This window comes from Acinetobacter sp. Gutcm_16 (genome assembly GCF_028649355.1).
Lineage (GTDB): Bacteria > Pseudomonadota > Gammaproteobacteria > Pseudomonadales > Moraxellaceae > Acinetobacter > Acinetobacter johnsonii.
In genome coordinates, this window is record NZ_JAQSUV010000033.1 from 58,013 (window position 1) to 81,314 (window position 23,302).

The window sequence follows — 23,302 nt, forward strand, 5'->3', positions numbered from 1 at the left end:
TTCTGTTAGTGAATTGAGCATGGTATGTGACAGGAGTCCCGCCATGCTGCAATTTTATCACACCACTTTTACTCCATTTAATCATTCAAAATAGCTCATTCAATTAGCTGTTTAGGGAAACTTATATTCAAAATTTGCAGGGATTGTGCAATGAAAAAAAGTAATTTTTTATGTCTTATAGGTGTACTTATTGGAACAAATACAGTTTGTTTTGCTGAGAGCTTATTTGATGTGAATCGGACAAATTTAACAGGGGACTGGGGTGGTGAACGAACAGCTCTAGCAGATAAAGGAATCAAATTTGATGGTAGTTCTAATCTCGATATTGCTTACTTAGCAGATGGTGGATATGCCCCACGACAAGACCCAACATATGTTAGCCAGTTTTCACTGGGTTCAATCTTAGATTTAGAAAAGTTGTTAAATGTAGACGGGGTGAGTGTTCGAGCATTAGTTATGGCAAGACAAGGACAGAGCGTATCAGTAGAACAGATTTCCGATCCGCAAGCACCACAATTGGCCAATGTACAGGCAAACTATGGTCGAGGTAATTCGGGTACAAGGCTTGCGGAACTGTCGATTGAAAAGAATTTTAGGAACGCAGCTACCAGTATTCGAGTTGGGCGTTTTGCCATGGGAACCTATTTCAATGTGATGTCTTGTGACTTTCAAAATAATTCATTTTGCGGTGCACAAATGGGGAAATGGCAAGGTAGTAAATGGATTAATGCACCTGTAAGCCAATGGGCTCTAATGTCTAAATATAGTTTTAACCCTGAGGCATTTATACAATTTGGTGTATTCGAATATAACCCAAAAAACTTGGAAGAAAGTGAAGGTTGGAATTTTAGTACGAATGATGCAGATGGCGTGAATATTCCGGTTGAATTTGTATGGCAGCCTAAAAAAGGAATAAATGAATTACCAGGGATATATCGTCTTGGTGGATTTTACAATACAGCTCATGATGTTAAAAATCAGAAGGATATTGTTACTGGAGAGCCGCAAGATCATACATATGGTATGTGGGGAGTTGCGGAACAACAATTAACCCAAAAAGACTCAACTCATCAGGGATTGTATGCCTTTATGAACTTTAGCTTTCATGATCAAACCACTAACAAAGTTGAAAATATGCAACAAATGGGGTTGAAATATGTTGGACTTTTAAATCATCATCCTAATGATATTGTTGGTTTTGCTGTGAATAGAGTTGATGTTAGTGATCGTTACAGTCAAATACACCAAGTCCTTAACAAGGAGGCTGAATATAACATTGAGTTGAACTATTCATATTTCCCAATGAAATGGTTGATGCTTAGACCTAATATTCAATATGTAATCAATCCTGGAGCAACGAATTATGTTGATAATGCTTTAGTGCTAGGCTTAAGCTCGAAAATTATTTTTTAAAAATATGTCTACTAAAATTTGGGCGGTGTTTTTAAGCTATTGATATTAAAATAAATAATATTGTTATGGTTAAAAGAAGGGAATATTTTTATTCCCTTAATTAATGGAAAATCTTCGTTATCAATAGCTAAAAATTATAGGTATAGGTCAATCCGCTGTTGGTGGTGATGGTCACCTCACGCACATTTTCAGCAGCGCAACCGAGATAGACTTGGGCCACTGAGCCATAGCGCATATTTTGATAATAATAAAAGCCTTTGGTTCTACAATTACCGCGATTGATTGATACCTTGGTCAGGGTGGTTGGATCATCATTTAGTGACATGATATTGAGTTTATCCACATAGCCTGTCCCGGAATATTGCGAATGATCACGACGGACACGGACTTCGAATTCTTCCTGTAAAGGTGGTTCCTGTGACAATTCCGTCATTTGCTCAGCATCAGCACCATTTTCTAAAAATGATTTATCAACGACAAAATCATCCTCGGATTGATTGGTCATCTCAGACTGATCAGAAGTGCTATTTTCAGCAGAGGCCGTATTTTGCTCTGCTGTTGCTTTGGGTTCTACTGTGGCTTGAGATTCTTTGGCTGGACTACATGCGGTTAAGCCCAGTATTAATACGCTGGATAAAAGAATCGGGTGTATCAGTTTCATGGCTGAATTCCTAAAAAATTGCTTATTTCATAAATAAAGTCGTCGTTCGTTCTTAGTGGTTATTTACATTTACCTTTATGAACCGATTGCACCAAACGTGGTTCAGTTTTGTCTGCATCTAGACCTAGGCAAACGGCTTTCTTACTTTTGATTGAATTAGAAATCAGTTCTTCACCCTGAATCGGATTAGCACCACCTACGTTATAAACTTGATAGCGTTTGCCAGTAGTGGTCTTAAAACTAAAGACATCACCTGATTCACTAAAGCCTTCGATCTTTTTGACGATGACGGTTACTTTATTAGATTGTGCAAACAGTGAAGTACAGATCAGACTAAGGCCACAGGCCAAGATGAGTTTTTTCATTTTGTTATTCCTATGGCTTAGTTCTTAAAAATGGTTACAGGCCAAACCACCGCTTTACCGAGGTTGTAGGCATAGCTGTAATGTGCGGTACTGCTGCAATTCTTGAAATATACTGAGCAAATCAGTGCGATCAGCACATAGCCGATAATTAAATAGTTTTTCATGTGTTTCCCCAGATGCTTGAATTTATGACTGGCATTGCTGAACAGCGTGTGCCATCACCACATTGAAATCTTCTGGTGGCTGCATGGTTTCTCGAACCGTGACATCAGCCATTTTTTCCATGAATTCAGGCGAGTAATGCGCTTCGATTTTGTCGTAAATACAGCCGCAAGTAGAGCGGTCTAAACCACCCGCCTGACAGCCTGCTTTAAAGTCACGTTTGACTTTGCTGTCACAGGCAGTCAGCAGGGTGCTACTCAGGACAATAGTTGTTAGCCCAAACCAAGTTTGATATTTCATTTCTGTTCCAAATCATTGTTATCTATTGTTCTAAAGTCATACGGATGGGTTTATTTATGCCAGCCTGCCAGATAAATCAGCAGCCATAGTCCGCCAAGCACAAAAACAAAGGGGCCTAGCATCGCCACCACGACGACAATTAAAATGAGCTGTGCGATCAATTTCATAATGTTGTTCCAGCACAAAGCAGCCCCTGAATTAAAAACTCAGTGGTTGAACAGTGCGGTGAAATTAATCAGTGCACAGGACAAGACAATAAAGTCGGAATCGGAATGAAATGCCGAAGTTTGGGATGGTGTAAAAATGAAGCGAGTGCAGAGGAAGAAAGCACAGTAAATTGAATCATGATTGATGACTCCTTGGAATTATAAGAAGTTCTACCGAATCACTGTCAATTGATTATGGTGGCAGAACGAGAAGGGGTTGACAGACTGGGATCCAAGGAACCAGCACGCACAAGGCGTCCCCCTCCCGTCCTACCGCAACAACAGGGGGACACGAGGGTTCCACGACATACAAAATTACTTTCATATACCGTGCTGGATCTGCGGTCTGTCAAAACCGACTGGCAATGTAGGCCAGCCCTTGCATCATAATCGCTGATAAAAATCAGGTCAATTGATCCCTGTATCCAGTCGTTAAAATTGATCTAAAAAAACATCGATTAAAATCACATTCTAAAAAAATACAGATACATATCATTTGAATGAGAAGTATGTGGCTCCTTTAAAACAGCCCTATGCAATAACCCGATTTACGTTTTGCCTGCTTTCCCCCAAAGCAGGCTTTTTTTATTTCACTCATTTTTATTACAGGAATTATTCAGATGAGTTTGCCATGTCCTTATTGTCAGTCCCGAGACACGGTACTGCTGGAATCTCCACAACATTTGGTCATCAACAGCAATTCACCTTCAGCGCAAAACAATGTGATGTCACCTCTAGCACTGGCGACCTTAGGAATCAGTGTTTCGAAAAGTTTAAACATTCCCCCGATTGCAGGCGCCCTGGTCGGGGTGCTGATTGGTGGCATTTGGATGCTGGTGACGGAGGATGAAGTTCAAAACAACTCTCATCCTGTTTATACCCGACATTATTATTGCAATGACTGTGACCGCGATTTTAGTCCAAGCATCCGTAACTAATTTTTAAATGAATTTATCCAATTACCTTTTACAGCAATTCAAATTTTTATAGGAATTAAAATCATGGCACATCAACTTGAACAAATGGCCTATGTCGGTGAAACCCCTTGGCATGGCTTAGGCAACCAACTGACTCACAATCAACCGATTGAGGTCTGGGCACAACAAGCAGGTATGGACTGGCGCATTGAATCTTCAGATGTCAGCTATATGGCTAAAAATGATCGAGGACAAAGCATCATTATGCCTTATGAAGAACAACGCGTTTTATACCGTTCTGATACCCATGCACCGCTGTCTGTGGTCAGTCAGCGTTATCAGGAAGTGCAACCCAAACAAATTTTAGAGTTTTATCGTGATCTCACTGAGCAATCGGGCTTTGAATTAGAAACTGCGGGTGTACTCAAAGGTGGTAAGAAGTTCTGGGCATTGGCACGTACAGGACAAAGCTCAGCTTTAAAAGGTAAGGATGTCAGTAATGGCTACATACTTTTGGCTACAGCTTGTGACGGGACACTCGCCACTACAGCACAATTCACCAGTATTCGTGTCGTGTGTAATAACACCTTAGCCATTGCCTTGAAGGGACAAAACTCAAGTGCAGGTGTGGTTAAAGTCCCGCACAGCACTAAGTTCGATGCAGAGAAGATTAAACAGCAATTGGGGATTTCAGTCCGTGCATGGGATGAGCACATATATGAAATGAAACAACTCAGTCAGCGTAAAGTGACGCAGACCGAAGCAGCCGCTTATTTTGATGCCGTGTTTAACAATACCAGCCTGAGTCCAATAGAGCAGGACGAAGGCATTATTCAGTTCTATCGTAATGTCGCCACCCAAGCCAACCACACAACCAAAGCTGAAAATAAGACTGAACCGAATGGACGTGCCATGTCTAAAGTCATGACTATGTTTAACGGGCAGGGTCGTGGGGCCGAACTCAATTCACTCGTGACGAGTGGGTTGACGTTATTTTACGTACTGTTGGACTAGAACCACAGAAGCTATCAAAACGAGTACGTATGCACTTTATTGCACGTCTCGCAGCACTTGTAGAACCTAATTATAACTATATAGAACTTGGGCCGCGTGGTACCGGAAAATCATATTTCTTTAGTGAGTTTTCACCATATGCCACATTGATTTCAGGGGGACAAGCAACCAAGTCTGCGCTGTTTTACAATAACGCACGTCGTAAGGTTGGCTTGGTTGGTTTTTGGGATACGGTAGCCTTTGATGAAGTAGGTGGCATAAAAGTCAAGGATCCAGATACCATTCAAATTATGAAGGATTTTATGGCAAATGGTCGCTTCTCTCGGGGAGCTGAAGTCATTGCTGATGCTAGTTTAAGCTTTGTCGGTAACTTTGATCTTTCCATTAGTCAGGTAGTTAACTCTGTAGAGTACGATCTTTTTCAACCATTACCGGCTGAGTTCGATTTGGCAATTATGGATCGATTTGCTGCCTATATTCCTGGCTGGGAAATGCCAAAAAATAGCAGTGATTTTCTCACGAATAACTATGGATTTATCACGGATTACTTAGCAGAAGCATTTCACTATCAGTTTAAACATACCAATCGATATGAAGAAGTTAGTAAACGTATTCAGCTTGGTAAGGCTGTTGAAGGGCGAGATGAAAAAGGTATTAAAAAGACAGTATGTGCCTTTTTGAAAATTCTTCATCCAACAGGAATTCCCTCTGATGAAGAATTTGAAGAATATGTAGCTTATGCGGTTGAATGTCGTCGACGCGTGAAAGAGCAAATGAACAAACGCAAACCTGATGATGAGTTTGCCAATATTAATCTTTCATTCATCAATGCGCAGGGACAAGAAATTATAGTGTATTGTCCTGAGTCTAAAGAGGCAGCAGCAACACAGCAACCATTTAGAAGACAGCTTAACGAAAAATTTGCGTCTGAACGTGATCAAGAAACAAAAACAAGACCAGAGCAATTTACATCGATACCTGCTGAGATAGAAGTTAAATCAATAGTTCCAACCTCTGATTTAACTGTTATTCAAGATAAGCTGATTGAGCAGCATTTTACAATTATGTATGGGGATGTTGGTCATAGCTATGAATCAATTATTGGTCCTTATCTAAAAGAAGTGAAGACACTCATTATTGAGGATCCATACATTCGGCTTCCACATCAGATCCAAAATTTCGTTCGCTTTTGTGAATGTGCTTTAAAGGCTGGAACTGTTAAAAAAATTCATTTAATTACAGGGTATGATGATAATACGCAGTTAGCCGATATTGCAGAGAAGTTGGGGGAGTTGAAACAAAGTTTGCTTGAAATGGATGTTGTGCTTGATATTGATTTAAATCCTAACATCCATGATCGTGAAATTCGTTTAGATAATGGCTGGATCATCAAAATAGGCCGAGGACTAGATTTTTATCAGAAACCAGGAGGGTGGTTCGAAATAGGTTCAAATGATTTAAGTCTTAGGAAATGCCTTGAAACTAAAGTAGATATTTTTCGTGTTGGTTAATTTGAATATTTTTTATTTGAAAGAATGGAAGACTTTTGCTTAAGAGAGGGCTATTCAGACGTCATCATTAGATTGCTCTTATTGTGTTGGTGGGTAACGTTGGGTTAAAAATAATAAAAAATCAAATATTAAGATTTTGAAATAATTAATATTTTAATATTAGTTCAACTGCCACCATCACAGCTACTTTACTAAATATGGCTATGTATTACGTTATTGATAGCTGGAATGTTAAAGTCTAAAACGTGTTATTATTTTATATAAAATTATGAAATATATAAAAATATAGGTTTATTGTTTGTTTGTTTGTTTGTTTGTTTGTTTGTTTGTTTGTTTGTTTGTTTGTTTGTTTGTTTGTTTTAATCAATATTATGAAAAAATTATAACAGTAAGAGAAAATAATTTAATAAAAATGGTGTGCTTTTTTAATTTGGTGTGTTGTAACTAAATTTTCATATATATTTAACTAGACATTAATTATTCAATTCAAAAACTTTTCTTTAATCTGGCTTGGAGAATGGAATTGCTTGTTACCCGTTATAAGCCTTGGATCATGATCATACTACTGGTTTTGCTCGTCAGTTTTGCCACATATCGCTGGTGGCAAGGACCATTGTTACCTAGTTATGAAGTCGTATCTAGTCCATTGATTCAGATAGTTGTTGCTTCAGGACGGGTAGAGAAAGTATCTCGGACTCAGATTGGTAGTGAAATTACAGGGGTTGTTCTTGAGCGCTTGGTTCAAGAGGGAGATCGGGTCTATCGAGGGGATGTTCTTTTAGTACTGAAATCTGATGAAATTTCAGCGCAGGTGCGGCAGGCAGAAGCTGAATTAAAGGAACTCGCAACCACTAGACGTCCGCAAGCAGAAGTCGATTTAGCGAATGCCAAAGTGCAATTAGAACAGGCTCAAAGAGAGGCGGTACGCAGACGAAATACCGAATTAGGAATATTATCAGCAGAGGAAAGGGAGAAATCGATAGAGGCAGAAAAACTCGCCCGTAATAATTTGGAATCAGCTCGATTAAAAGTTGCTTCACTTGCCCGAGATAAAGTTGAAGAGACAAAATTACGTGAACGACTCGCTGCATTACAAGCGCAACTCGCCAAGACCAAAATTCGCGCAGAAGTTTCAGGTATTATTTTAACCCGTAATGTTGAGCCAGGGGATTTGGTACAACCGAGTCAGACTCTCTTCACTATTGCACTGGATGGTGCGACTGAAATACGAGTGCCATTTGATGAGCGAAATTTACCACTGCTGGCTTTACAACAAAAAGCAGCAGTGATTACGGATGCCTATCCAAATCAACCTTTTCCTGCCCATATTAATTTTATTGCCCCAAGTATTGATGCTCAACGTGGCACAATAGACGTTCGATTAACAGTTGATCCAGTCCCTGATTTTTTGCGTCAAGACATGACGGTATCGGTAAATGTTGAAACCAACAAGCGCGAGCGAACCCTGGTCATTCCAAATGATGCTTTAAGCAGTATAAGTGGAAACAAGGCTATGGTTATTTTAGTAAGAGATAGAAAAATTCAACGTCATCCCATCACACTGGGTTTACGTGGTTTGGTCATGTCGGAAGTTGTAGTTGGATTGAAAGAAGGTGATCACGTCCTTACCGATGCAGAATCAGTGCTTAAAGATGGAACTCGTGTCCGAATAGAGCAAACTAAACGTGTTCTGCAGAGTCAAACGGATCCGACAAATAGCAAAAACGAATTACCGGTGAAATTCGATTGAAAAACTTTTTTGGGCGACTTTGGACAGAGTGGACTATTGCAATCAGTTTTCTGCGAGAGGGTCGCACACAGTCGATGATGATTACCATTGGCATCGCGGTGGGGGTGGCAGTCATTGTGTTCATTAGCGCCTTAATTCAGGGCTTACAATCGAATATTGTAGAAAGGACTTTAGGGACGCAGGCGCATATTCGTTTGCTTTCACCAGATGAGGTGAATCACATTGTGCCACCAGCAGCAGGAACACTTCAGTTGTTACAAGAAGATCAGCGTGCGCAACGCTTACGCTCTATTAATAATTGGCAGCAGATTACTGAGACTTTAGATCAGTTGCCCGTGTTGACGGCGGTTTCTCCTGTGATCTCTGGTCCTGCATTTGTACAGCGTGGAGAGGCGATTCAATCGGTTGCTTTGGTTGGTATCAATCTTGAACGTTATCAACAAATTATTCCGTTAAAGCAATATATGGTGAGTGGTGAATTACGGGTCAGTGCGGATAATGTATTAATTGGGCGTCAATTGGCCAAAGATTTGGGTGTGGAAGTCGGGAGCAAATTAAGGTTAGATACTGGGCAACAGAAAAATGCGGTGGTGAATATCTCTGGGATATTTGAACTGGGCGTGCGTGAATTGGATGCGCGCTATGTCTATCTAGATTTGAAACAGGCGCAATCTTTACTTAATTTGCCGGGCGGCGTGACCGTGATTGATCTGACGATTCAGGATATTTTTCAGGCGGATCAAATTGCCTCACAAGTTGGACGCCTGACAGGATTAAAAGCAGAAAGCTGGATTGAAACCAATGCTCAATTAATGAATGCGATTACTGCTCAAAGTCTTTCTACAAACATGATTATTGTTTTTGTAGGGATTTCAGTCGCTTTTGGCATTGCCAGTGTGATGTCGGTGAGTGTGGTGCAACGGACTCGGGAAATCGGTATTTTACGTGCGACGGGGGCGACACAAGCACAAATTTTAAGAGTTTTCTTGTTTCAGGGAGCAATTTTTGGTCTGCTTGGTTCGATGCTTGGTAGTGTAGTCAGTTATGGTTTGATCTGGGGATTTAATCAGTTTGGTCCCGGCTTGTTTTATATTTCGATTTCAATCAAGCTTATCTTGTCGGCATTATTCTTGGCGACAGTGACAGGTATTTTGGCTGCTGCAATACCATCCCGTCGGGCTGCTGCACTTGATCCTGTGGAGGCAATTCGTCATGTTTGATCCATCTCAGGAAGTACTGCGTTTAGAAGCATTGCGAAAGTCTTACAATGTTGGGCAGCCTAATGAAGTGGAGGTATTACATGGAATTGACCTGTGTATTCAACGGAATGACTTTGCTGCATTAATTGGTCCTTCTGGTTCAGGCAAAAGTACTTTACTGAATATTCTCGGCTTATTAGATCAGCCTAGTCGTGGTGAGTTGTACTTGTTGGGGCAGGCTACAAGCCGTATGGATGATACGGCTCGGACAGCATTACGAGGCAATAGTATAGGTTTTGTGTTTCAGTTCCATCATCTTATACAGGCTTTTACTGCCTTACATAATGTACTCATGCCATTAATGCTGAAGCAAGGTAAGCCAGATCAATCTGCGTTGCAATATGCCCATGAATTATTGGCCGCTGTAGGGTTAGATAAGTTCGCTGACCGTAAACCTAATGAGCTTTCTGGAGGGCAGCAGCAACGCGTAGCGATTGCACGTGCACTGATTACTCAGCCTGCACTATTGTTGGCCGATGAACCGACAGGTAATCTGGATACTCAAACTGCTGCGGAAATGTTTGAATTATTTCGTAAAGTACATCGCGAACATGACTGTGCAGTCTTATTGGTGACTCATGATCCTAGATTATCGGCGACCTGTGATCGAACCATTAATTTGGTGGATGGGAGAATTCAGAGTGATTCCAAACACGAGATGGAATGAGCCGGAATGTAGATCACTCTTCTGGTAAAAGCAGTTCAAAACATTGAGTAGACATCAAAATTCTAGCACGATATAAGAACAAACTTGTAAATCGATAAATTATAACCCTGTGTAATTTGAATAAAATATTTTTCAGATTTAGTTCACTAAATCTAATCTAGAGAAAAAATGAGTACAAGATTTTTCAATATTAAGAGTATTTAAAAAAAACAAAGGTTTACTGCTTCTGATCATTTCTTTTTGGCTGTACTAAGCGGATTAATTCGCACAATACAGCTCGTACAGCTTTTGCATCAAACTTAAGACCTTGGGATCACTCAGACGATAGAAAATCTGTTTACCCTCACGTCGTGTGCTGACCATGTCAGCCTTACGTAGGACAGTCAGTTGTTGTGAAAGTGTAGGTTGATGAATGTCAGTGGATTCTTCAATTTCCTGAACATTCATTTCCCCATCCACCAGGACACATAAGATTTTCAGGCGATCAGGATTGGCCAAAACTTTCAGGCATTGGCTGACGAAATCGACTTGAGAAAAATCAATTTTGGCATTTTCAGCAATCATATCCATAAATGTCCTCACAACTTTTGATGTAGCCCGTGCAGTTTACATAATTTACCATAAAACTGCTTGATTAATATTTTTTATTATATAATATAAAAAAGTATATTGTATAGGGATTAATTCATCATGCATGACTTCCTCATCGCATTTATTGGCGGCTTAATGCTCGGGCTTTCCGTGGTTGGCTATCTTTATGTCAATGGCCGTATTGCAGGTATCAGTGGTTTGATTGGGCAAGTATTAAACTCAAAAACCATGTTTAAAACTCCTGCAATCTGGTTTTTATCAGGCTTAATCCTCACACCATTTATTTATGGTCTGTTTGTACAACCTGAAATCGAATTGAATGCCAGCCCACTGATGATGATTGTGGCAGGTCTGCTGGTGGGTTTTGGGACGCGCTTAGGTTCGGGCTGTACCAGTGGTCACGGAATTTGTGGCATAAGTCGCCTGTCTAAACGTTCTATCATCGCGACCATGACTTTCATGTTTGCAGGTTTTGTAGCTGTTTATATTATCCGTCATATCACAGGAGCATTCTAAAATGAAAAATCTGTTTGCCTTTTTATTTGGTGCACTGTTCTCTGTGGGGTTGATGGTATCGGGTATGTCCAATCCGAAAAAAGTACTCGATTTCTTGGATCTGTTTGGTGACTGGGATGCCAGTCTGGCTTTTGTCATGATGGGCGCGATTGCGGTGGCCTTTATTCCCTTCCAGAAAGTATTACGTACGGCACAACCGAAAACAGTATTTAATGAACCTATTGATTTACCTAAAAATAATCAGATAGATAAGAAGCTGATCACGGGTGCGGTTTTATTTGGTGCAGGTTGGGGAATTGCTGGCATCTGTCCAGCACCAAGTTTCACCTTGATCGGTTTGGGCCACTATCAAGTGCTGTATTTTATTGTAGCAATGCTGGTGGGTGTATGGATTCACCGTAAATGGTCAGGAGCTTAACAATGTTAAACTTACCTATAGTAAAAGATTTTTTTCATGAAGATACCAATACCTTCAGTTATGTTGTACGTGATCCTGCGACTAAAGCCTGCGCCATTATTGATAGCGTTCTGGATTATGATCCGGCATCAGCAAGTACATCAACTATTCATGCCGATAAAATTATTGCCTATATTAAAGAGCAGGGTTTAACGGTTGAGTGGATTCTCGAAACCCATGTACATGCTGATCATCTGACTGCAGCGCAATATCTCAAAGCTGAGTTAGGTGGCAAGATTGCTATGAGCCAGAAAATTGGCATTGTACAGGACACCTTTGGTGCGATTTATCATCTGGATATTAAACAATGGAATGCCCAGCAGTTCTTTGATTATTTATTTGAAGATCATGAGTCGTTCCAAATCGGAACATTGAAAGCCTATAACATTCCAACACCGGGACATACGCCTGCTTGCCTGAGTTATGTGATTGGCGATGCAGTCTTTGTGGGTGATACGTTGTTCATGCCAGATTATGGTACTGCCCGTTGTGACTTCCCGCGAGGCAGTGCAGAACAACTTTATGATTCGGTACAAAGCCTGTTTCAGTTGCCAGAAGATACCCGGGTCTTTTTATGTCATGACTATTTGCCTGAAACACGTGAATCATATGTATGTCAATCTGATATACAGACGCAGAAAACACAGAATATCCATATTCATCAGGGAATCAGCAAAACTGAATTTGCTCAGATGCGAAATCAGCGGGATTCAGGACTGAGTATGCCTAAACTGATTCTGCCCTCGATTCAGATCAATATGAAAGCAGGGCAGTTTCCTGAGCCTGAACAAAATGGTGTTTCTTACTTCAAGCTTCCTCTTAACTACTTCAAATAAGCTTGTGTCGTGATTCAACAAAAAGTTCAACTTTTATTGAATCATTTTTGTGGATAAAGGAGAGGGCGATGTGGGCATTAATACTGGAAGGATTGGCAATTGGTGGCTTGCTGGGTTTAACCGGTGCTGGTGGCGGCATTTTGGCTGTACCCGCACTTATGGCGAGTCAGGGTTGGACCGTGGCCCAAGCTGCGCCGGTGGGATTGATTGCAGTCACGCTGTCCACTTTGGTCGGAACGTTCGAGGGTTTATTCAAGCGTATTGTGCGTTATCGTGCTGCGCTCTGGATTGCTCTCATTAGTATTCCTTCTGCACGTTACGGGGTGCAGCTGGCTGCTATTGTTTCTCCGGTCTGGCTGACACTGGCTTTCAGTTTAGTGATGCTGATTGTGGCTTACCGGATCTTCTTTAATAAAGTCCATGATCATGGAAATGCACCGTGCAAGGTCAATCAAACCACTGGTCGCCTGATCTGGGATGCCAAAACTGCCTCGTTCCTCGCCGGTATTGGTGTCGTGGCGGGTTTACTGACCGGTTTGCTTGGTGTGGGTGGGGGATTTGTCATTGTTCCAGCCCTGCGTAAATTCACAGACCTGGATATGCGCAGTATCGTTGCGACTTCCCTGATGATTATTTTCCTGATTGGCGGGGTCAGTATTTATGCCCATGTGCTGGATGGATTTCAATATCCTGTTTCGGTCACGCTGACTTTTGTCCTGGCCTGTACTGTGGGGATGTTGATTGGACGCAGTCTGATGCATCGGATTGACAGTAACAAAGTACAGAAAATATTTGCCACCACCGTGGTTGGGGTGGCGATGTATTTAATCTATTCCGCACTCATGGGGTAGTTCTGTACGCTGTCTAGATAAAAATGCCTGAGTTGATGCCTGTTGGATATGATCTGTCTCATCTGGCTTGATATCTAAACAGCGGTAGCATATGAGAAGACGTTAGCAAAACTAAGGTTTGCATAGCCTGATCGTATCAACAGGGTTGAAACAAGCTGGTTGGGCATTGAAGCTAAACAGCTTTTAATCTGCCTGACCCTAGTTTATAAAATATGAATATGATGCACGAGGAAGAATGAAAATGATGAAAACTGCAGAGCAATTGATTCTGAATGCGAAAAGCCGGATTCAGGAAGTGAGTGTAGCTGAACTGTTTGAAGCGATGAAAAACCATAAAACCATTCTGATTGATATCAGGGAACCGGATGAATTTCAGGCGGCAGCAATAGACCGAGCGGTGAATTATCCTCGTGGTGTTTTGGAAATGAGAATTCACCAGCATCCTTTAGCCAGTCATCATTGCGATACTCAGCAGGCACTGGAATACCTTAAAGATCAGCCGATATATTTGATCTGTGGCACGGGTGGCCGTTCAGCATTAGCAACAGATACATTACAAAATATGGGATTTACTTATGTGAAGTCTGTTCGGGGCGGTTATCAGGCTTGGCTTGAACAAGGCTATCCCGTAGGAAAATAAGCTATTGAAATAAAGAAAATCTTATCGTTGATTTTTTAATTTAAGGGGTTTTGTTACATAAAGTCTTTGAAGGTAAAGTTTTCCTAAGTTACTAAAATTTAAGTTACAACTTAGGTATGAAGACTACATAATTCTGTAAATTTATTTAATACGGCTACGCTTGCATGGATCTGATTTTCTTGGCTGTCAAAATTCCTTTAGCAGAGTTTATCGCCTAATAATTTGATGCAATTTATCTTGGTTTCGACCAAACTTCGCCGATGATAACCAGACTCACTTTTTCCAAAGTGCTCCTCTTAGACGTTTAACTGTTTTAAATAACTCATTTCGCTCCATGCATCTCACTTTCTTATCTTTGCATGGCATTTTCATTCTTTCTTTATGGAATCATGGCATGTGCTTGTCGATCTGAAATCACTTGTCTACAATATTTTGTAACATATGATCCATCTATATAGACAGAATTAATCTGCTCATCAGATGGGATTTGATTAAGTAAATCCTGAAGAATTTGTGAATTACTGACATTATTTTTGGTCAGTTGTAGTGTACATAATTGAAGGGTTTGAGCATCTATACCAATATGCAGATTACGCCATTGCCGACGATATTCAGGTTGGTGTTTCTTGCGTTTCCATTCACCTTCACCAAAAATTACGGCCAGTTGAGTCTACTAATAGATATAGTCCTTCATGATTTTTTTGATAGCTGATTGCAATATCAATATGTTTTTGCCGTCTTTAGAGGGTGGAGTAATCTGGTGCTGTCCAACTTAACCCACTAAGCTTAATAAGGCTTTGTATAAAGCCTGTGACCATATTTAAAAAAAGTCGAAATAGAGATTTGATCATTAAACAGCACTGAATTGCTATATCAGAATAGGTTTGATTTCGACCTTGTTTGCCTTGTGATTGTGCATGCCACTTAGTATTCAGATCAAACCAAATTGTCAAATTGCCACGATTGATCAAAGCGCAATTGTAGGATGACCAATTGGTTGTACGATAAATTTTAGGTGTAGGCTTATTCATTTATAAATTATATTGCTGAATAGGACTTTATCGGTAGGTTTGTGCAACAAAGCCACCTATAACTATCAGGTGTGATCAATGCATAATAGTTTAGGGAAATAGTAATGAATTTAAGGTGCTAATTATTTACAGGGTAGTATTGCGTAACATATCTATTATTGATAGATAGAGCCTGATGTCATATCTATTATTATAGTATTTCACGTGATGGAACCGACATGATTAATAAGCAAAATCCAGAATCAAAACCTCAAAAAGAATCAAACGATGACAAGGGTGATCAGAAAACCTATCAGAATCCAGATCCTCAGAAAAAACCAAATGAAGAGCCTGAGAATCCACTTAAAGAGCAAAAGTAGATCAAAAAGCCCTCGTCGAGGGATTTTTGAAATCAAATGCTTACACTACTTTTAATCTCAAATAAATTCATGCTGGAATAGCTGCGACAACTTTTTCTCTATCCCACAAACGGTGATTTTGAATAGCTTGTTTGAATTGATCTTGGATCTCTTTAAAATTTTGAGTAGAGAATAGAGCTGCATCCTTAGTGAGCTGAAACTCATCTATTAAAGCGCATTTATCACCCAAGAAAACAATGGGCTTGAGATGTTTATATGTCTCTAATACATAATGTTTAGAAACTCCATCAGCCTTAAATACTTCTAAATTATTCCCATCAATCACGATTACGGCATCATAAGTCACTGAAGGCTCGCCATTTTGTCTTCCATCTACTGGTATTTCATTGCCATCACTAGATTTAACAGGGGCTGCGTTCGGTGCTAAAGTTTCCACAATAGCTTTTTCTGCTTCAGCCCATATTTTAATATCATCTATTGATGACGCATTTACACCGTTATGAACGAGCAAGGCAATTTTTCGCTGTTTAATATCAGATGCAGGAAAAGATGAGGTACTTAATCTTTTCGAAGATGCAATTACGGGTTGGTGCAGACTATCTTGCTGTTTAGGGGGAGTTTTAATACCTAACTCTTTCGCAACATATTCAGCTAAGTCCAAGTCAATATTAGCTAAGACAGCGTAAACTACACGTCTGCGGATATCTTCCGATTTAACCTTAGATAATTCAAAAGAATATGCATCCTTAATATGCTGTTGTTCATGTTTTTCCAAACTATGGTAGTGCATTGTGGCTTGCGAGAAATGATCAGCGAAACTTTCTGGTCGAACTCTTAGTTTGCTGCCTTGTACTTCTTCAGGATGTGTCTTGAAGGCACCACTGTCATTAGGTGATTCTCTTGGCCAATTTTCATCAACAGAATTAGGTTCATAATTTGCCTTTCCTTTATAAACTTCGTGATTAGCATAACCACCTCGTCTATTCGTATGAAAAGGACAAACGGGTTTGTTAATTGGAATTTGATTAAAATTTACCGTACCTAGTCTGTGTAAGTGAGTATCCGTATAGCTAAATAGCCGTCCCTGTAAAAGGGGATCGTTACTAAAATCTATACCTGAGACAATATTTGCAGGACTAAAAGCAACTTGTTCTGTTTCTGCGAAAAAATCATCTGTATTTTTGTTTAAAACAAATTTACCTAGTGGAGTGACAGGTACAAGTTCTTCTGGGATTAATTTTGTAGCATCTAAGACATCAAAGTCCCATTGTTTTGCATCTTCTTCAGAGAAAATTTGTGCGCCTAATTCCCATTCCGGGTAATTGCCACGCGCAATAGCATCCCACAGATCACGTCTGTGAAAATCGGGATCTTTGCCATTAATTTTTAGGGCTTCATCCCAGACGACTTGAGCTACCCCTTGCTTTGGAGTCCAATGGAATTTCACTAAGAATGCTTCATTATTCTTATTAATCAATCTAAATGTATGAACGCCAAAACCTTGTATAGAGCGTAGATTTCTTGGAATTGCTCTATCTGACATTATCCAAGTAGTCATATGTGATGCTTCGGTATTTAAAGAAATAAAATCCCAGAAAGTATCATGGGCAGATTGACCAGTTGGAACTTCATTGGCATCTTCTGGTTTTACTGCATGAACAAAGTCCGGAAATTTAATAGCATCCTGAATGAAGAAGACAGGGATATTATTCCCCACCAAATCATAATTTCCTTCTTCAGTATAAAATTTTATAGAAAAACCTCGTACATCTCGAACGACATCAGCCGAACCTCGCCCACCTTGAACTGTAGAAATACGGACAAAGATAGGGGTTTGATTATTTGTGTCCGTTAGGAACTTGGCTTTAGTCCATTTTTCATTACCGGTATAAGCTTGAAAGTAACCATGAGCACCGACCCCTCGAGCATGTACAACACGTTCTGGAATACGCTCACGATCAAAATGAATAAGTTTATCCCTTAGAAGAAAGTCCTCGAGAAGAGTAGGGCCTTTCTCATTAATTTTTAGACTATTTTGATTATCAGCTACGGGAACACCTAAAGAAGTGGTAAGAGTTTTACCTATAGGATCCACGTATGCTTCCTCAGAAAGCTGGTCAATTTTTGGTGTATTTGGTTCTTTCATATCACATTCTCTTATACATTTGCTTTATAACGTTTTATGAAAATAAGTATTTATTTTCACGTAAGTTAATGGCTTATTTGTTGACGGATATTTTGTGCTTATACAATTTAATAGGTTATCTACAATCGAATATGAGTTACTTGCCAGAAAACTCTTTTTTGGATCAAAGATACCCATATAAACTTTAAGTATTTACTCTTTGAGTAAGGTAAAGAAATGTGTATTTTTTGTTCGCTTAAACTATTCATTTTAAATAATATTGAATTAATCTAAGTCAAAACAAAACCTTATTAATTTTGATATTCCTCGCAATATAAACAGGATTTAGCCCATTTTGTATTTTGACAGCGAGGGCATTCTTCATTTAAATGATTTAAACGTTGGGTTTGACCACACAACATACAAGAATAAAAGTGATCGACATTATGATGATCTGCGATTTGGTATTCATCGGGAAACAGAGGAAGGCCCCATTTTATATTTTCTTTAGAATATGGGATCACGCTTAGGCAGCCATCAGTCTCAAGCAGTGCCATTTTAACTTGTCCAAGATGCTCTATTTTCTTTTGGCGCATTTCAGCAAAGAACTCATCATATGAATACTTTTCTTGCTTAATATCCTCAACAATCAGTAAACCATTTTTGACGATGTATATTGGTCGACCTTCCAATACGGTCTCAATAGCATCGGATTTCATCATTAAATAAGTTGTTAAGCGATATAAAGCCATAATTACTGCAAAAACGATGACAGCATGTATGATGGGAACTTCTTCATAGAACATAGCATCGCCAGCAGCAGATCCTAAACTAAGAATAATTGCGATTTCAAAGATGGAAAGTTGCCTAACACCACGTTTACCAGAAAATCTTAAAACTAAGATAATCAGGAAGTACATCAAGACACTACGAAGTACAATTTCTGCTGCAAAAGTAAATGTAGTATCAGCTAATAGTATTTTTATAAAGTCCATTTTACACCTATTTAATTATTATTTAGATGTGCTGATAATGAGCCTAAAAGGCTCATTATCATTATACTGGCTTACATTTTGTCCCATGCATCTTTAATAGCATGTTTGGCTTGTTCCCACTTTAAGCGTGATTCAGCCTTTAATTCTTCCCATTTTACTTTTAGATCACTTTCTGAATCCTCAAATAGTGCATCAGTACCACGCTCATTTCGGGCATGCTGACCTAATTCATAGGCTGAACGAAGATCACGGTCATAATCTACATCAGGAAGTTCTCGTTGGATATCGCCGTAATATGGGCGGTTTGAATAATCTGTACGCCAATCATGCTTGATTGAGTTTTCGTCTTGATGGTCATTGATAGTCATAATGAACTCCAATTCTATCCAACTAAGAATTCAAAAAAAAATTCTTAGTTGGATTTAATTAATGAATGAGTTTTAGAATTTAATAATATTATTCAACATGAAAAAATATTATTTCTGTTGAAAGTGTTGGTCATTTTGCTGGTTTTGGTTCGGTTATTTTTGCTGATTCGGATTTTTTTGCGGTTGGTCTGGTTGCTGTTGCTGTTGTTGCTGATCTGGATTTTTCTGCGGTTGATTTGGCTGCTGCTGTTGCTGATTTTTCTGCTGTTGATTTTGATTAGTCATTTTACTGAACCTCATAAGATTAGAATTAATCTACATTAATTAATCAGTAGATTTATTATTAATATCATAATTTGTGTTTTAAAAAACATCAGAGGTGTTACATTTTAATTTTTGAGTTAAATTGTGTTTGTTTTAAAGGTTTAGGTGTTGATAATAAATGGAAATATATATTTTGTTTTTTACAAAAGGCTAACAATGTTAAATTTTATTCTTAATTCAGATTTATATCTTTTTGATTGGATTTGTGTTTGTAATTTATTGATTTTTTTTGAATTTGAAAAAATAAAAATCTGTGTTGGATCAATGAAATAAAGAAAGGAATAATAACGGTGCTTGTACTTTCAATAAATAAAGTTAAAAATTTTATAAATTAGATATAATGCTTTTTACTAATTTTAAACACCATAATTTTTTTAATTCCAATGAGTGTGATTTATATCACAGATTGTGAAATTTTTATTTTTTCTAAAAATTATAAATATTTAATTAAGGTGTTGTATTGTGATGTTAAATAAATTAAAGGATTACATTTATTAACGTTTCTTTTCAAAGTTGCTAATTAATTAAGTATAAGTGTCAATTATGTTGGTATAAGTTATTTACCGCGAGAGAATTATAATGCCTACTGCAGTAAAAGAGAGAATTTTAAATTTAATAACCGATGCCCATCAGAAATATTTTGAAATAACACAATTTTTCTTAGATCCATCAGTGTCGCATTCTGCAAAAGAGTTGAAAGCTTTTCATTTCCTAGAAAACGAAATACTTCATTTGGATAGTGATTTCTCTGATTTTCCTACTAATGTTGATCAATTGGCAGTCTGGATGCAGAAACAAAATAAAACACAATGCTTGCATTACAAAGAGTACTTAGAAAGGCGTGAAAATGGGAGTGCAAGGGAGTTTTTTGGAACTACAAGTAAAGCTTATGAGTTTTTATACAAAGTAGCACCGACCAAACGTGTAGACGGGGCTTGGCTTTATAGCTTTACACAGTACTGGAATGATCCAGCTTTTAGAGACTTTATACAGATATATGTTGAGGAGTTGGGGTTAGGTTCCAGTCAAAGTAACCATGTAAAACTTTTCAATAAATTACTTCTATCACTTGGTCTTCATCAATTTTCAATGAATTTGCCTGATGAATATTATCACCAGTCAGCAATACAATTGGCTTTAGCTTATGCTCCATCAGATTTTATACCCGAGATTGCAGGTTTTAATTTTGGATACGAACAACTACCACTTCATTTACTGATTACAAATTATGAACTTAAAGAGTTAGGTATTGATTCCAAATATTTTAACCTACACATTACAATTGATAACTTTGATAATGGACATGCTCAATTAGCTACAAATGCGATTAAATGTTTAGCCAAACGCTACCCAAATCAATCCGAATTTATTCGTAAATTAAAGATAGGCTTTTTATTGAATAATCGGGGAGTTAGCTCAGTTCAAATAATAAAGAACCTAAATACTGAGCGAGTGGTTCTGGACATTTTCAAGAGCAAAGCTTTGGTTGGAAAGCAAATGCATAATGAGAAATGCAAGTTTAATAATAAGTCTGTAAATTCATGGCTATCAGAAGAAGATCAGGTTGAGGAATTCATTATTGAGCTAATAAAAATAGGATGGATTAAGCTTAACGAAGATCCAGAACATAGCCGATTTTGGAAGCTGATCAATGAAGAAGATGGGAAAATGTTTGGAGTTTTCTCTGCTGCAGAAAAAACTTTTATTTATGATTGGATTGCTGGTGCTAATTTAAGTAGACGCATGAATCCAGTAAATTCAGAATATATAAAAAACTTTATAGAACTAAATGATTTTAGTTATTTGTCAGAAAAAGAATTATCGCTGTTACAGCAGAAAATTCAGATATCTACAAATACTGGGCATAAACTTAGTAAGTTGATGCCATATTTAGCTCCACATCAACATCACCAAGAGATTGGTTTATGGGCTACGCAAAAAGTGGTTGAGTATATTTTCCCATTCTTAGGAAGTAATTTTAAATGATAGTAGGCTAACCTATTAATTTATATAAAATAGATGTAGTCTATGACAAATAGATTCCATCTACCTATTTTTACAAGTAAGAAATGAAACACCTTTGATTCAACGGACATTGCGACGGATTCGCGCTTCTTTGAAATTACTTACAAAGAAATAAAAGAGTACGACCAAAATCTAGTCGTACTCTTTATTTTAGAATAATTTAAATAGCTTGCCATTGTTGCTTAACTTCTTCTGAATTTTTAATCAGAACTATTTTGTCATCTTTGACTTCACCAATCCATGCCGTTGGGATCAGATGATGTTGATCATTTTCATCACGAGTCAATTTGAGTTGGTTATCACCTTCGAGATGATCAACTGTTCCGACTTTGGAACCACAAGAAGCAATTACATCTGAATGTTTTTTAATATCTTGAATATTTAAAGTACTCATTTCTTAAACCTCTTTTATAAACATAACAACATGGAAGCCTTTAAACTACTGCATATTTCCTTATAATTGTTGGATTTTAAATAATCCTTACATGATGATTTTATAGATACACCTAAACATACTATTTGGTTAACAATGAAACAAAACGAAATAAATAGTTAAATAACTATGAATATTTATCTATTTAAACAAACAGAATATTTCACCTGTTATTTAAATTAATTGACTTGAATTAATATTTTAAGAATGAATAGAAAAATATTTATAAAAAGCTCAACTTTAGAGATATTAAATCGCTTTGAGCATTACTCAGCTGAAGAAAAACTAAATCAACGTCCAATTGTGTTGAAACAGTTGATTCATTCTGTTGGAAGGTTGCCTGAACCTGCTTCGGGGCAAACCTATCAGCGTTGGCAAATTTTTGCTCAGATAGCTGGCTTTGACCTAAGTTTAGCCAAGCTTTTTGAGTCACATTTTGATGCTTTAAGTATTTTGCATGAACTCGGTTATGAAAAAGAAATCGATGAGGAGACATGGGCTGTTTGGGCTGCCGATGGTGGACCAGCGCCGTTACAGGTCAAAAATGGGCTTTGTCATGGAGTTAAGCAGTGGTGTTCAGGTGCTGAATTGATTCATAAAGCATTAATCAGTTTTAAAGATCAACAAGGGAAATCTCAGCTCTGCATTATTGACTTAAACCCATCATCGATCTCGATTGATTCAGCTCACTGGCAAGCTTTAGGCATGCAAGGCACACAGACCGCCAGAGTCAATTTTCAGGAGACCGCAGTCGAGTTTTTTTTTATTTAATAAGCCTTCAGAGGTAAGTCTTTCTAAAATTTGTTGATAGCGCCATGCAATGTCTCCAAGGGTATAGCTTGAATTAATATCTTCAACATTCACTGAAAAGCCATACTGAGGATCAAACTTGGCTCTGACTTTTACCAAGACATTTAAATCCTTTGAAAGTTCTACACCACTTTCTCTTTCAAACTTAAGCACACATTTTCTGTGCTGTAAATTTCCAAATGGTGCCTTTACAACTTGCAATAACTTTATCGGTGTTTTCATCCTTTTCAGCTAACTCAAGATAGTAATGTCCACCCTTAATATTGAGATTGCGGATCTCAGCTTTCACCCATACAGGCTCATTGAAATTAATTTGAATTACTTCCTGTACTGTGGATAGGTAATCACTAAGAGAAAACTGAGGTTCAGACATTAGGTCAATTATTTTAAGTGCTTAGGTTAATAGTATTAAAGCAATGCTAGAAGTGCAAATTGAGAATATGCTAACTTGACCTTGATCAGGGCATAAGGCATATTTCAGCTATAGTAGACGAAGTTATAGTAATTCACTTAATTACCTTAAAAAGCTCATCATTTGATGGGCTTTTTTTTTGTTGCTTGATAATTTGGAATAAAATGTGAATGAGGTCTCAATATAAACCAAGTATATTACTTGGTATTAGGTATTAGCTTCTCCATGAATAGTTAATATCAGTTTATACCTGCACCTTCCCCAAGTTGCAGTTTTTTTTGCTTCATTTTTCATGCAATTAATG

Annotated in this window: 23 protein-coding genes and 4 pseudogenes; 15 read left to right on the forward strand and 12 right to left on the reverse strand. The window is 38.2% G+C overall.

Annotated elements, in window-relative coordinates; all coding sequences use genetic code 11:
- Nucleotides 1–150: 150 nt before the first annotated feature.
- Nucleotides 151–1,413 carry a carbohydrate porin gene (locus PTT44_RS10795; RefSeq protein WP_168158528.1) on the forward strand — a complete coding sequence of 421 codons (1,263 nt, stop codon included), beginning with the start codon at nt 151–153 and terminating at the stop codon, nt 1,411–1,413.
- 127 nt (nt 1,414–1,540) lie between these two features.
- On the opposite strand, the gene PTT44_RS10800 is transcribed toward PTT44_RS10795, so the two are convergent.
- Genes PTT44_RS10800 through PTT44_RS10815 form a run of 4 tightly spaced genes read right to left on the reverse strand, consistent with a single transcriptional unit; the run spans nt 1,541 to nt 2,901 of the window.
- A complete protein-coding gene (locus tag PTT44_RS10800) occupies nt 1,541–2,074 on the reverse strand; it encodes a hypothetical protein (RefSeq protein WP_168158527.1) in 534 nt (177 codons plus the stop codon).
- Between the two features lie 59 nt (nt 2,075–2,133).
- Nucleotides 2,134–2,439 (reverse strand): hypothetical protein, encoded by a 306-nt coding sequence (locus PTT44_RS10805; protein ID WP_168158526.1) that lies wholly within the window; start codon nt 2,437–2,439, stop codon nt 2,134–2,136.
- Between the two features lie 17 nt (nt 2,440–2,456).
- Nucleotides 2,457–2,603, reverse strand: a complete 147-nt coding sequence (locus PTT44_RS10810; RefSeq protein WP_004984451.1) for a hypothetical protein — start codon at nt 2,601–2,603, stop codon at nt 2,457–2,459.
- 22 nt (nt 2,604–2,625) lie between these two features.
- A complete protein-coding gene (locus PTT44_RS10815) occupies nt 2,626–2,901 on the reverse strand; it encodes a hypothetical protein (RefSeq protein WP_168158525.1) in 276 nt (91 codons plus the stop codon).
- 826 nt (nt 2,902–3,727) lie between these two features.
- Here PTT44_RS10815 and PTT44_RS10820 point away from each other — a divergent pair.
- The 6 genes and pseudogenes from PTT44_RS10820 (at nt 3,728) to PTT44_RS10845 (ending at nt 10,225) form a co-directional block, all read left to right on the forward strand.
- Complete coding sequence (locus PTT44_RS10820) at nt 3,728–4,045, forward strand: hypothetical protein (protein ID WP_168158524.1); 318 nt, start codon at nt 3,728–3,730, stop codon at nt 4,043–4,045.
- Between the two features lie 63 nt (nt 4,046–4,108).
- Nucleotides 4,109–4,993, forward strand: a pseudogene (locus PTT44_RS10825) (DUF932 domain-containing protein); the annotation flags it as partial.
- Nucleotides 4,994–5,016: 23 nt separating this feature from the next.
- Nucleotides 5,017–6,549 (forward strand): BREX system Lon protease-like protein BrxL, encoded by a 1,533-nt coding sequence (locus tag PTT44_RS10830; RefSeq protein WP_273795654.1) that lies wholly within the window; start codon nt 5,017–5,019, stop codon nt 6,547–6,549.
- Between the two features lie 523 nt (nt 6,550–7,072).
- Entirely contained in the window at nt 7,073–8,299 is a 1,227-nt protein-coding gene (locus PTT44_RS10835) for an efflux RND transporter periplasmic adaptor subunit (protein ID WP_168158584.1), read from the forward strand.
- Nucleotides 8,296–9,519, forward strand: a complete 1,224-nt coding sequence (locus tag PTT44_RS10840; RefSeq protein ID WP_159128019.1) for an ABC transporter permease — start codon at nt 8,296–8,298, stop codon at nt 9,517–9,519. The genes PTT44_RS10835 and PTT44_RS10840 overlap by 4 nt, the downstream gene beginning before the upstream one ends.
- Complete coding sequence (locus PTT44_RS10845) at nt 9,512–10,225, forward strand: ABC transporter ATP-binding protein (RefSeq protein ID WP_004984479.1); 714 nt, start codon at nt 9,512–9,514, stop codon at nt 10,223–10,225. Before PTT44_RS10840 ends, PTT44_RS10845 begins: the two co-directional genes overlap by 8 nt.
- A gap of 258 nt (nt 10,226–10,483) precedes the next feature.
- On the opposite strand, the gene PTT44_RS10850 is transcribed toward PTT44_RS10845, so the two are convergent.
- Nucleotides 10,484–10,795 carry an ArsR/SmtB family transcription factor gene (locus PTT44_RS10850; protein ID WP_004984482.1) on the reverse strand — a complete coding sequence of 104 codons (312 nt, stop codon included), beginning with the start codon at nt 10,793–10,795 and terminating at the stop codon, nt 10,484–10,486.
- Nucleotides 10,796–10,915: 120 nt separating this feature from the next.
- Here PTT44_RS10850 and PTT44_RS10855 point away from each other — a divergent pair, with 120 nt between their 5' ends.
- The 5 genes from PTT44_RS10855 (at nt 10,916) to PTT44_RS10875 (ending at nt 14,116) form a co-directional block, all read left to right on the forward strand.
- The gene (locus PTT44_RS10855; RefSeq protein WP_151837105.1) at nt 10,916–11,332 is read left to right on the forward strand and encodes a YeeE/YedE family protein; all 417 of its coding nucleotides are present in this window, start codon (nt 10,916–10,918) and stop codon (nt 11,330–11,332) included.
- Between the two features lies 1 nt (nt 11,333).
- Complete coding sequence (locus PTT44_RS10860) at nt 11,334–11,750, forward strand: DUF6691 family protein (protein ID WP_168158523.1); 417 nt, start codon at nt 11,334–11,336, stop codon at nt 11,748–11,750.
- A 2-nt stretch (nt 11,751–11,752) separates the two neighbouring features.
- Nucleotides 11,753–12,625 carry an MBL fold metallo-hydrolase gene (locus tag PTT44_RS10865; RefSeq protein WP_168158522.1) on the forward strand — a complete coding sequence of 291 codons (873 nt, stop codon included), beginning with the start codon at nt 11,753–11,755 and terminating at the stop codon, nt 12,623–12,625.
- 68 nt (nt 12,626–12,693) lie between these two features.
- Complete coding sequence (locus tag PTT44_RS10870) at nt 12,694–13,476, forward strand: sulfite exporter TauE/SafE family protein (protein ID WP_159128016.1); 783 nt, start codon at nt 12,694–12,696, stop codon at nt 13,474–13,476.
- Between the two features lie 244 nt (nt 13,477–13,720).
- The gene (locus PTT44_RS10875) at nt 13,721–14,116 is read left to right on the forward strand and encodes a rhodanese-like domain-containing protein (protein WP_035327273.1); all 396 of its coding nucleotides are present in this window, start codon (nt 13,721–13,723) and stop codon (nt 14,114–14,116) included.
- 110 nt (nt 14,117–14,226) lie between these two features.
- Here the strand turns inward: PTT44_RS10875 and PTT44_RS10880 are convergent.
- A pseudogene (locus PTT44_RS10880) lies at nt 14,227–15,147 on the reverse strand (IS5 family transposase).
- 218 nt (nt 15,148–15,365) lie between these two features.
- Between PTT44_RS10880 and PTT44_RS10885 the strand changes: the two are divergent.
- Entirely contained in the window at nt 15,366–15,506 is a 141-nt protein-coding gene (locus PTT44_RS10885) for a hypothetical protein (RefSeq protein WP_004986534.1), read from the forward strand.
- A 67-nt stretch (nt 15,507–15,573) separates the two neighbouring features.
- Here PTT44_RS10885 and PTT44_RS10890 read toward each other — a convergent pair whose 3' ends face one another.
- The 4 genes from PTT44_RS10890 to PTT44_RS10905 all read right to left on the reverse strand — a co-directional run bounded on the left by PTT44_RS10890 (nt 15,574) and on the right by PTT44_RS10905 (nt 19,279).
- Complete coding sequence (locus tag PTT44_RS10890; protein WP_159128015.1) at nt 15,574–17,652, reverse strand: catalase; 2,079 nt, start codon at nt 17,650–17,652, stop codon at nt 15,574–15,576.
- A gap of 290 nt (nt 17,653–17,942) precedes the next feature.
- Nucleotides 17,943–18,626 (reverse strand): DUF421 domain-containing protein, encoded by a 684-nt coding sequence (locus tag PTT44_RS10895; RefSeq protein ID WP_004981678.1) that lies wholly within the window; start codon nt 18,624–18,626, stop codon nt 17,943–17,945.
- Between the two features lie 71 nt (nt 18,627–18,697).
- Nucleotides 18,698–18,994 carry a hypothetical protein gene (locus tag PTT44_RS10900; RefSeq protein ID WP_168158521.1) on the reverse strand — a complete coding sequence of 99 codons (297 nt, stop codon included), beginning with the start codon at nt 18,992–18,994 and terminating at the stop codon, nt 18,698–18,700.
- Between the two features lie 153 nt (nt 18,995–19,147).
- On the reverse strand, nt 19,148–19,279 hold the full coding sequence (locus PTT44_RS10905) for a hypothetical protein (RefSeq protein WP_273795644.1): 132 nt from the start codon (nt 19,277–19,279) through the stop codon (nt 19,148–19,150).
- A gap of 618 nt (nt 19,280–19,897) precedes the next feature.
- On the opposite strand from PTT44_RS10905, the gene PTT44_RS10910 reads away from it, so the two are divergent.
- Complete coding sequence (locus PTT44_RS10910; protein WP_168158520.1) at nt 19,898–21,304, forward strand: iron-containing redox enzyme family protein; 1,407 nt, start codon at nt 19,898–19,900, stop codon at nt 21,302–21,304.
- 199 nt (nt 21,305–21,503) lie between these two features.
- On the opposite strand, the gene PTT44_RS10915 is transcribed toward PTT44_RS10910, so the two are convergent.
- Complete coding sequence (locus PTT44_RS10915; RefSeq protein ID WP_004981666.1) at nt 21,504–21,737, reverse strand: DUF2171 domain-containing protein; 234 nt, start codon at nt 21,735–21,737, stop codon at nt 21,504–21,506.
- A 246-nt stretch (nt 21,738–21,983) separates the two neighbouring features.
- On the opposite strand from PTT44_RS10915, the pseudogene PTT44_RS10920 reads away from it, so the two are divergent.
- Nucleotides 21,984–22,532, forward strand: a pseudogene (locus PTT44_RS10920) (acyl-CoA dehydrogenase); the annotation flags it as partial.
- Here the strand turns inward: PTT44_RS10920 and PTT44_RS10925 are convergent.
- Nucleotides 22,530–22,959, reverse strand: a pseudogene (locus PTT44_RS10925) (exodeoxyribonuclease VII large subunit); the annotation flags it as partial. The pseudogenes PTT44_RS10920 and PTT44_RS10925 sit on opposite strands and share 3 nt — an antisense overlap.
- Between the last annotated feature and the right edge of the window lie 343 nt (nt 22,960–23,302).

Bases quoted from the DNA above. Each gene is read 5' to 3' on its own strand.
- PTT44_RS10795 (WP_168158528.1), top strand. From the start codon at position 151: ATGAAAAAAAGTAATTTTTTATGTCTTATAGGTGTACTTATTGGAACA.
- PTT44_RS10800 (WP_168158527.1), bottom strand. From the start codon at position 2,074: ATGAAACTGATACACCCGATTCTTTTATCCAGCGTATTAATACTGGGC.
- PTT44_RS10805 (WP_168158526.1), bottom strand. From the start codon at position 2,439: ATGAAAAAACTCATCTTGGCCTGTGGCCTTAGTCTGATCTGTACTTCA.
- PTT44_RS10810 (WP_004984451.1), bottom strand. From the start codon at position 2,603: ATGAAAAACTATTTAATTATCGGCTATGTGCTGATCGCACTGATTTGC.
- PTT44_RS10815 (WP_168158525.1), bottom strand. From the start codon at position 2,901: ATGAAATATCAAACTTGGTTTGGGCTAACAACTATTGTCCTGAGTAGC.
- PTT44_RS10820 (WP_168158524.1), top strand. From the start codon at position 3,728: ATGAGTTTGCCATGTCCTTATTGTCAGTCCCGAGACACGGTACTGCTG.
- PTT44_RS10845 (WP_004984479.1), top strand. From the start codon at position 9,512: ATGTTTGATCCATCTCAGGAAGTACTGCGTTTAGAAGCATTGCGAAAG.
- PTT44_RS10850 (WP_004984482.1), bottom strand. From the start codon at position 10,795: ATGGATATGATTGCTGAAAATGCCAAAATTGATTTTTCTCAAGTCGAT.
- PTT44_RS10855 (WP_151837105.1), top strand. From the start codon at position 10,916: ATGCATGACTTCCTCATCGCATTTATTGGCGGCTTAATGCTCGGGCTT.
- PTT44_RS10860 (WP_168158523.1), top strand. From the start codon at position 11,334: ATGAAAAATCTGTTTGCCTTTTTATTTGGTGCACTGTTCTCTGTGGGG.
- PTT44_RS10865 (WP_168158522.1), top strand. From the start codon at position 11,753: ATGTTAAACTTACCTATAGTAAAAGATTTTTTTCATGAAGATACCAAT.
- PTT44_RS10870 (WP_159128016.1), top strand. From the start codon at position 12,694: ATGTGGGCATTAATACTGGAAGGATTGGCAATTGGTGGCTTGCTGGGT.
- PTT44_RS10875 (WP_035327273.1), top strand. From the start codon at position 13,721: ATGAAAACTGCAGAGCAATTGATTCTGAATGCGAAAAGCCGGATTCAG.
- PTT44_RS10885 (WP_004986534.1), top strand. From the start codon at position 15,366: ATGATTAATAAGCAAAATCCAGAATCAAAACCTCAAAAAGAATCAAAC.
- PTT44_RS10890 (WP_159128015.1), bottom strand. From the start codon at position 17,652: ATGAAAGAACCAAATACACCAAAAATTGACCAGCTTTCTGAGGAAGCA.
- PTT44_RS10895 (WP_004981678.1), bottom strand. From the start codon at position 18,626: ATGGACTTTATAAAAATACTATTAGCTGATACTACATTTACTTTTGCA.
- PTT44_RS10900 (WP_168158521.1), bottom strand. From the start codon at position 18,994: ATGACTATCAATGACCATCAAGACGAAAACTCAATCAAGCATGATTGG.
- PTT44_RS10905 (WP_273795644.1), bottom strand. From the start codon at position 19,279: ATGACTAATCAAAATCAACAGCAGAAAAATCAGCAACAGCAGCAGCCA.
- PTT44_RS10910 (WP_168158520.1), top strand. From the start codon at position 19,898: ATGCCTACTGCAGTAAAAGAGAGAATTTTAAATTTAATAACCGATGCC.
- PTT44_RS10915 (WP_004981666.1), bottom strand. From the start codon at position 21,737: ATGAGTACTTTAAATATTCAAGATATTAAAAAACATTCAGATGTAATT.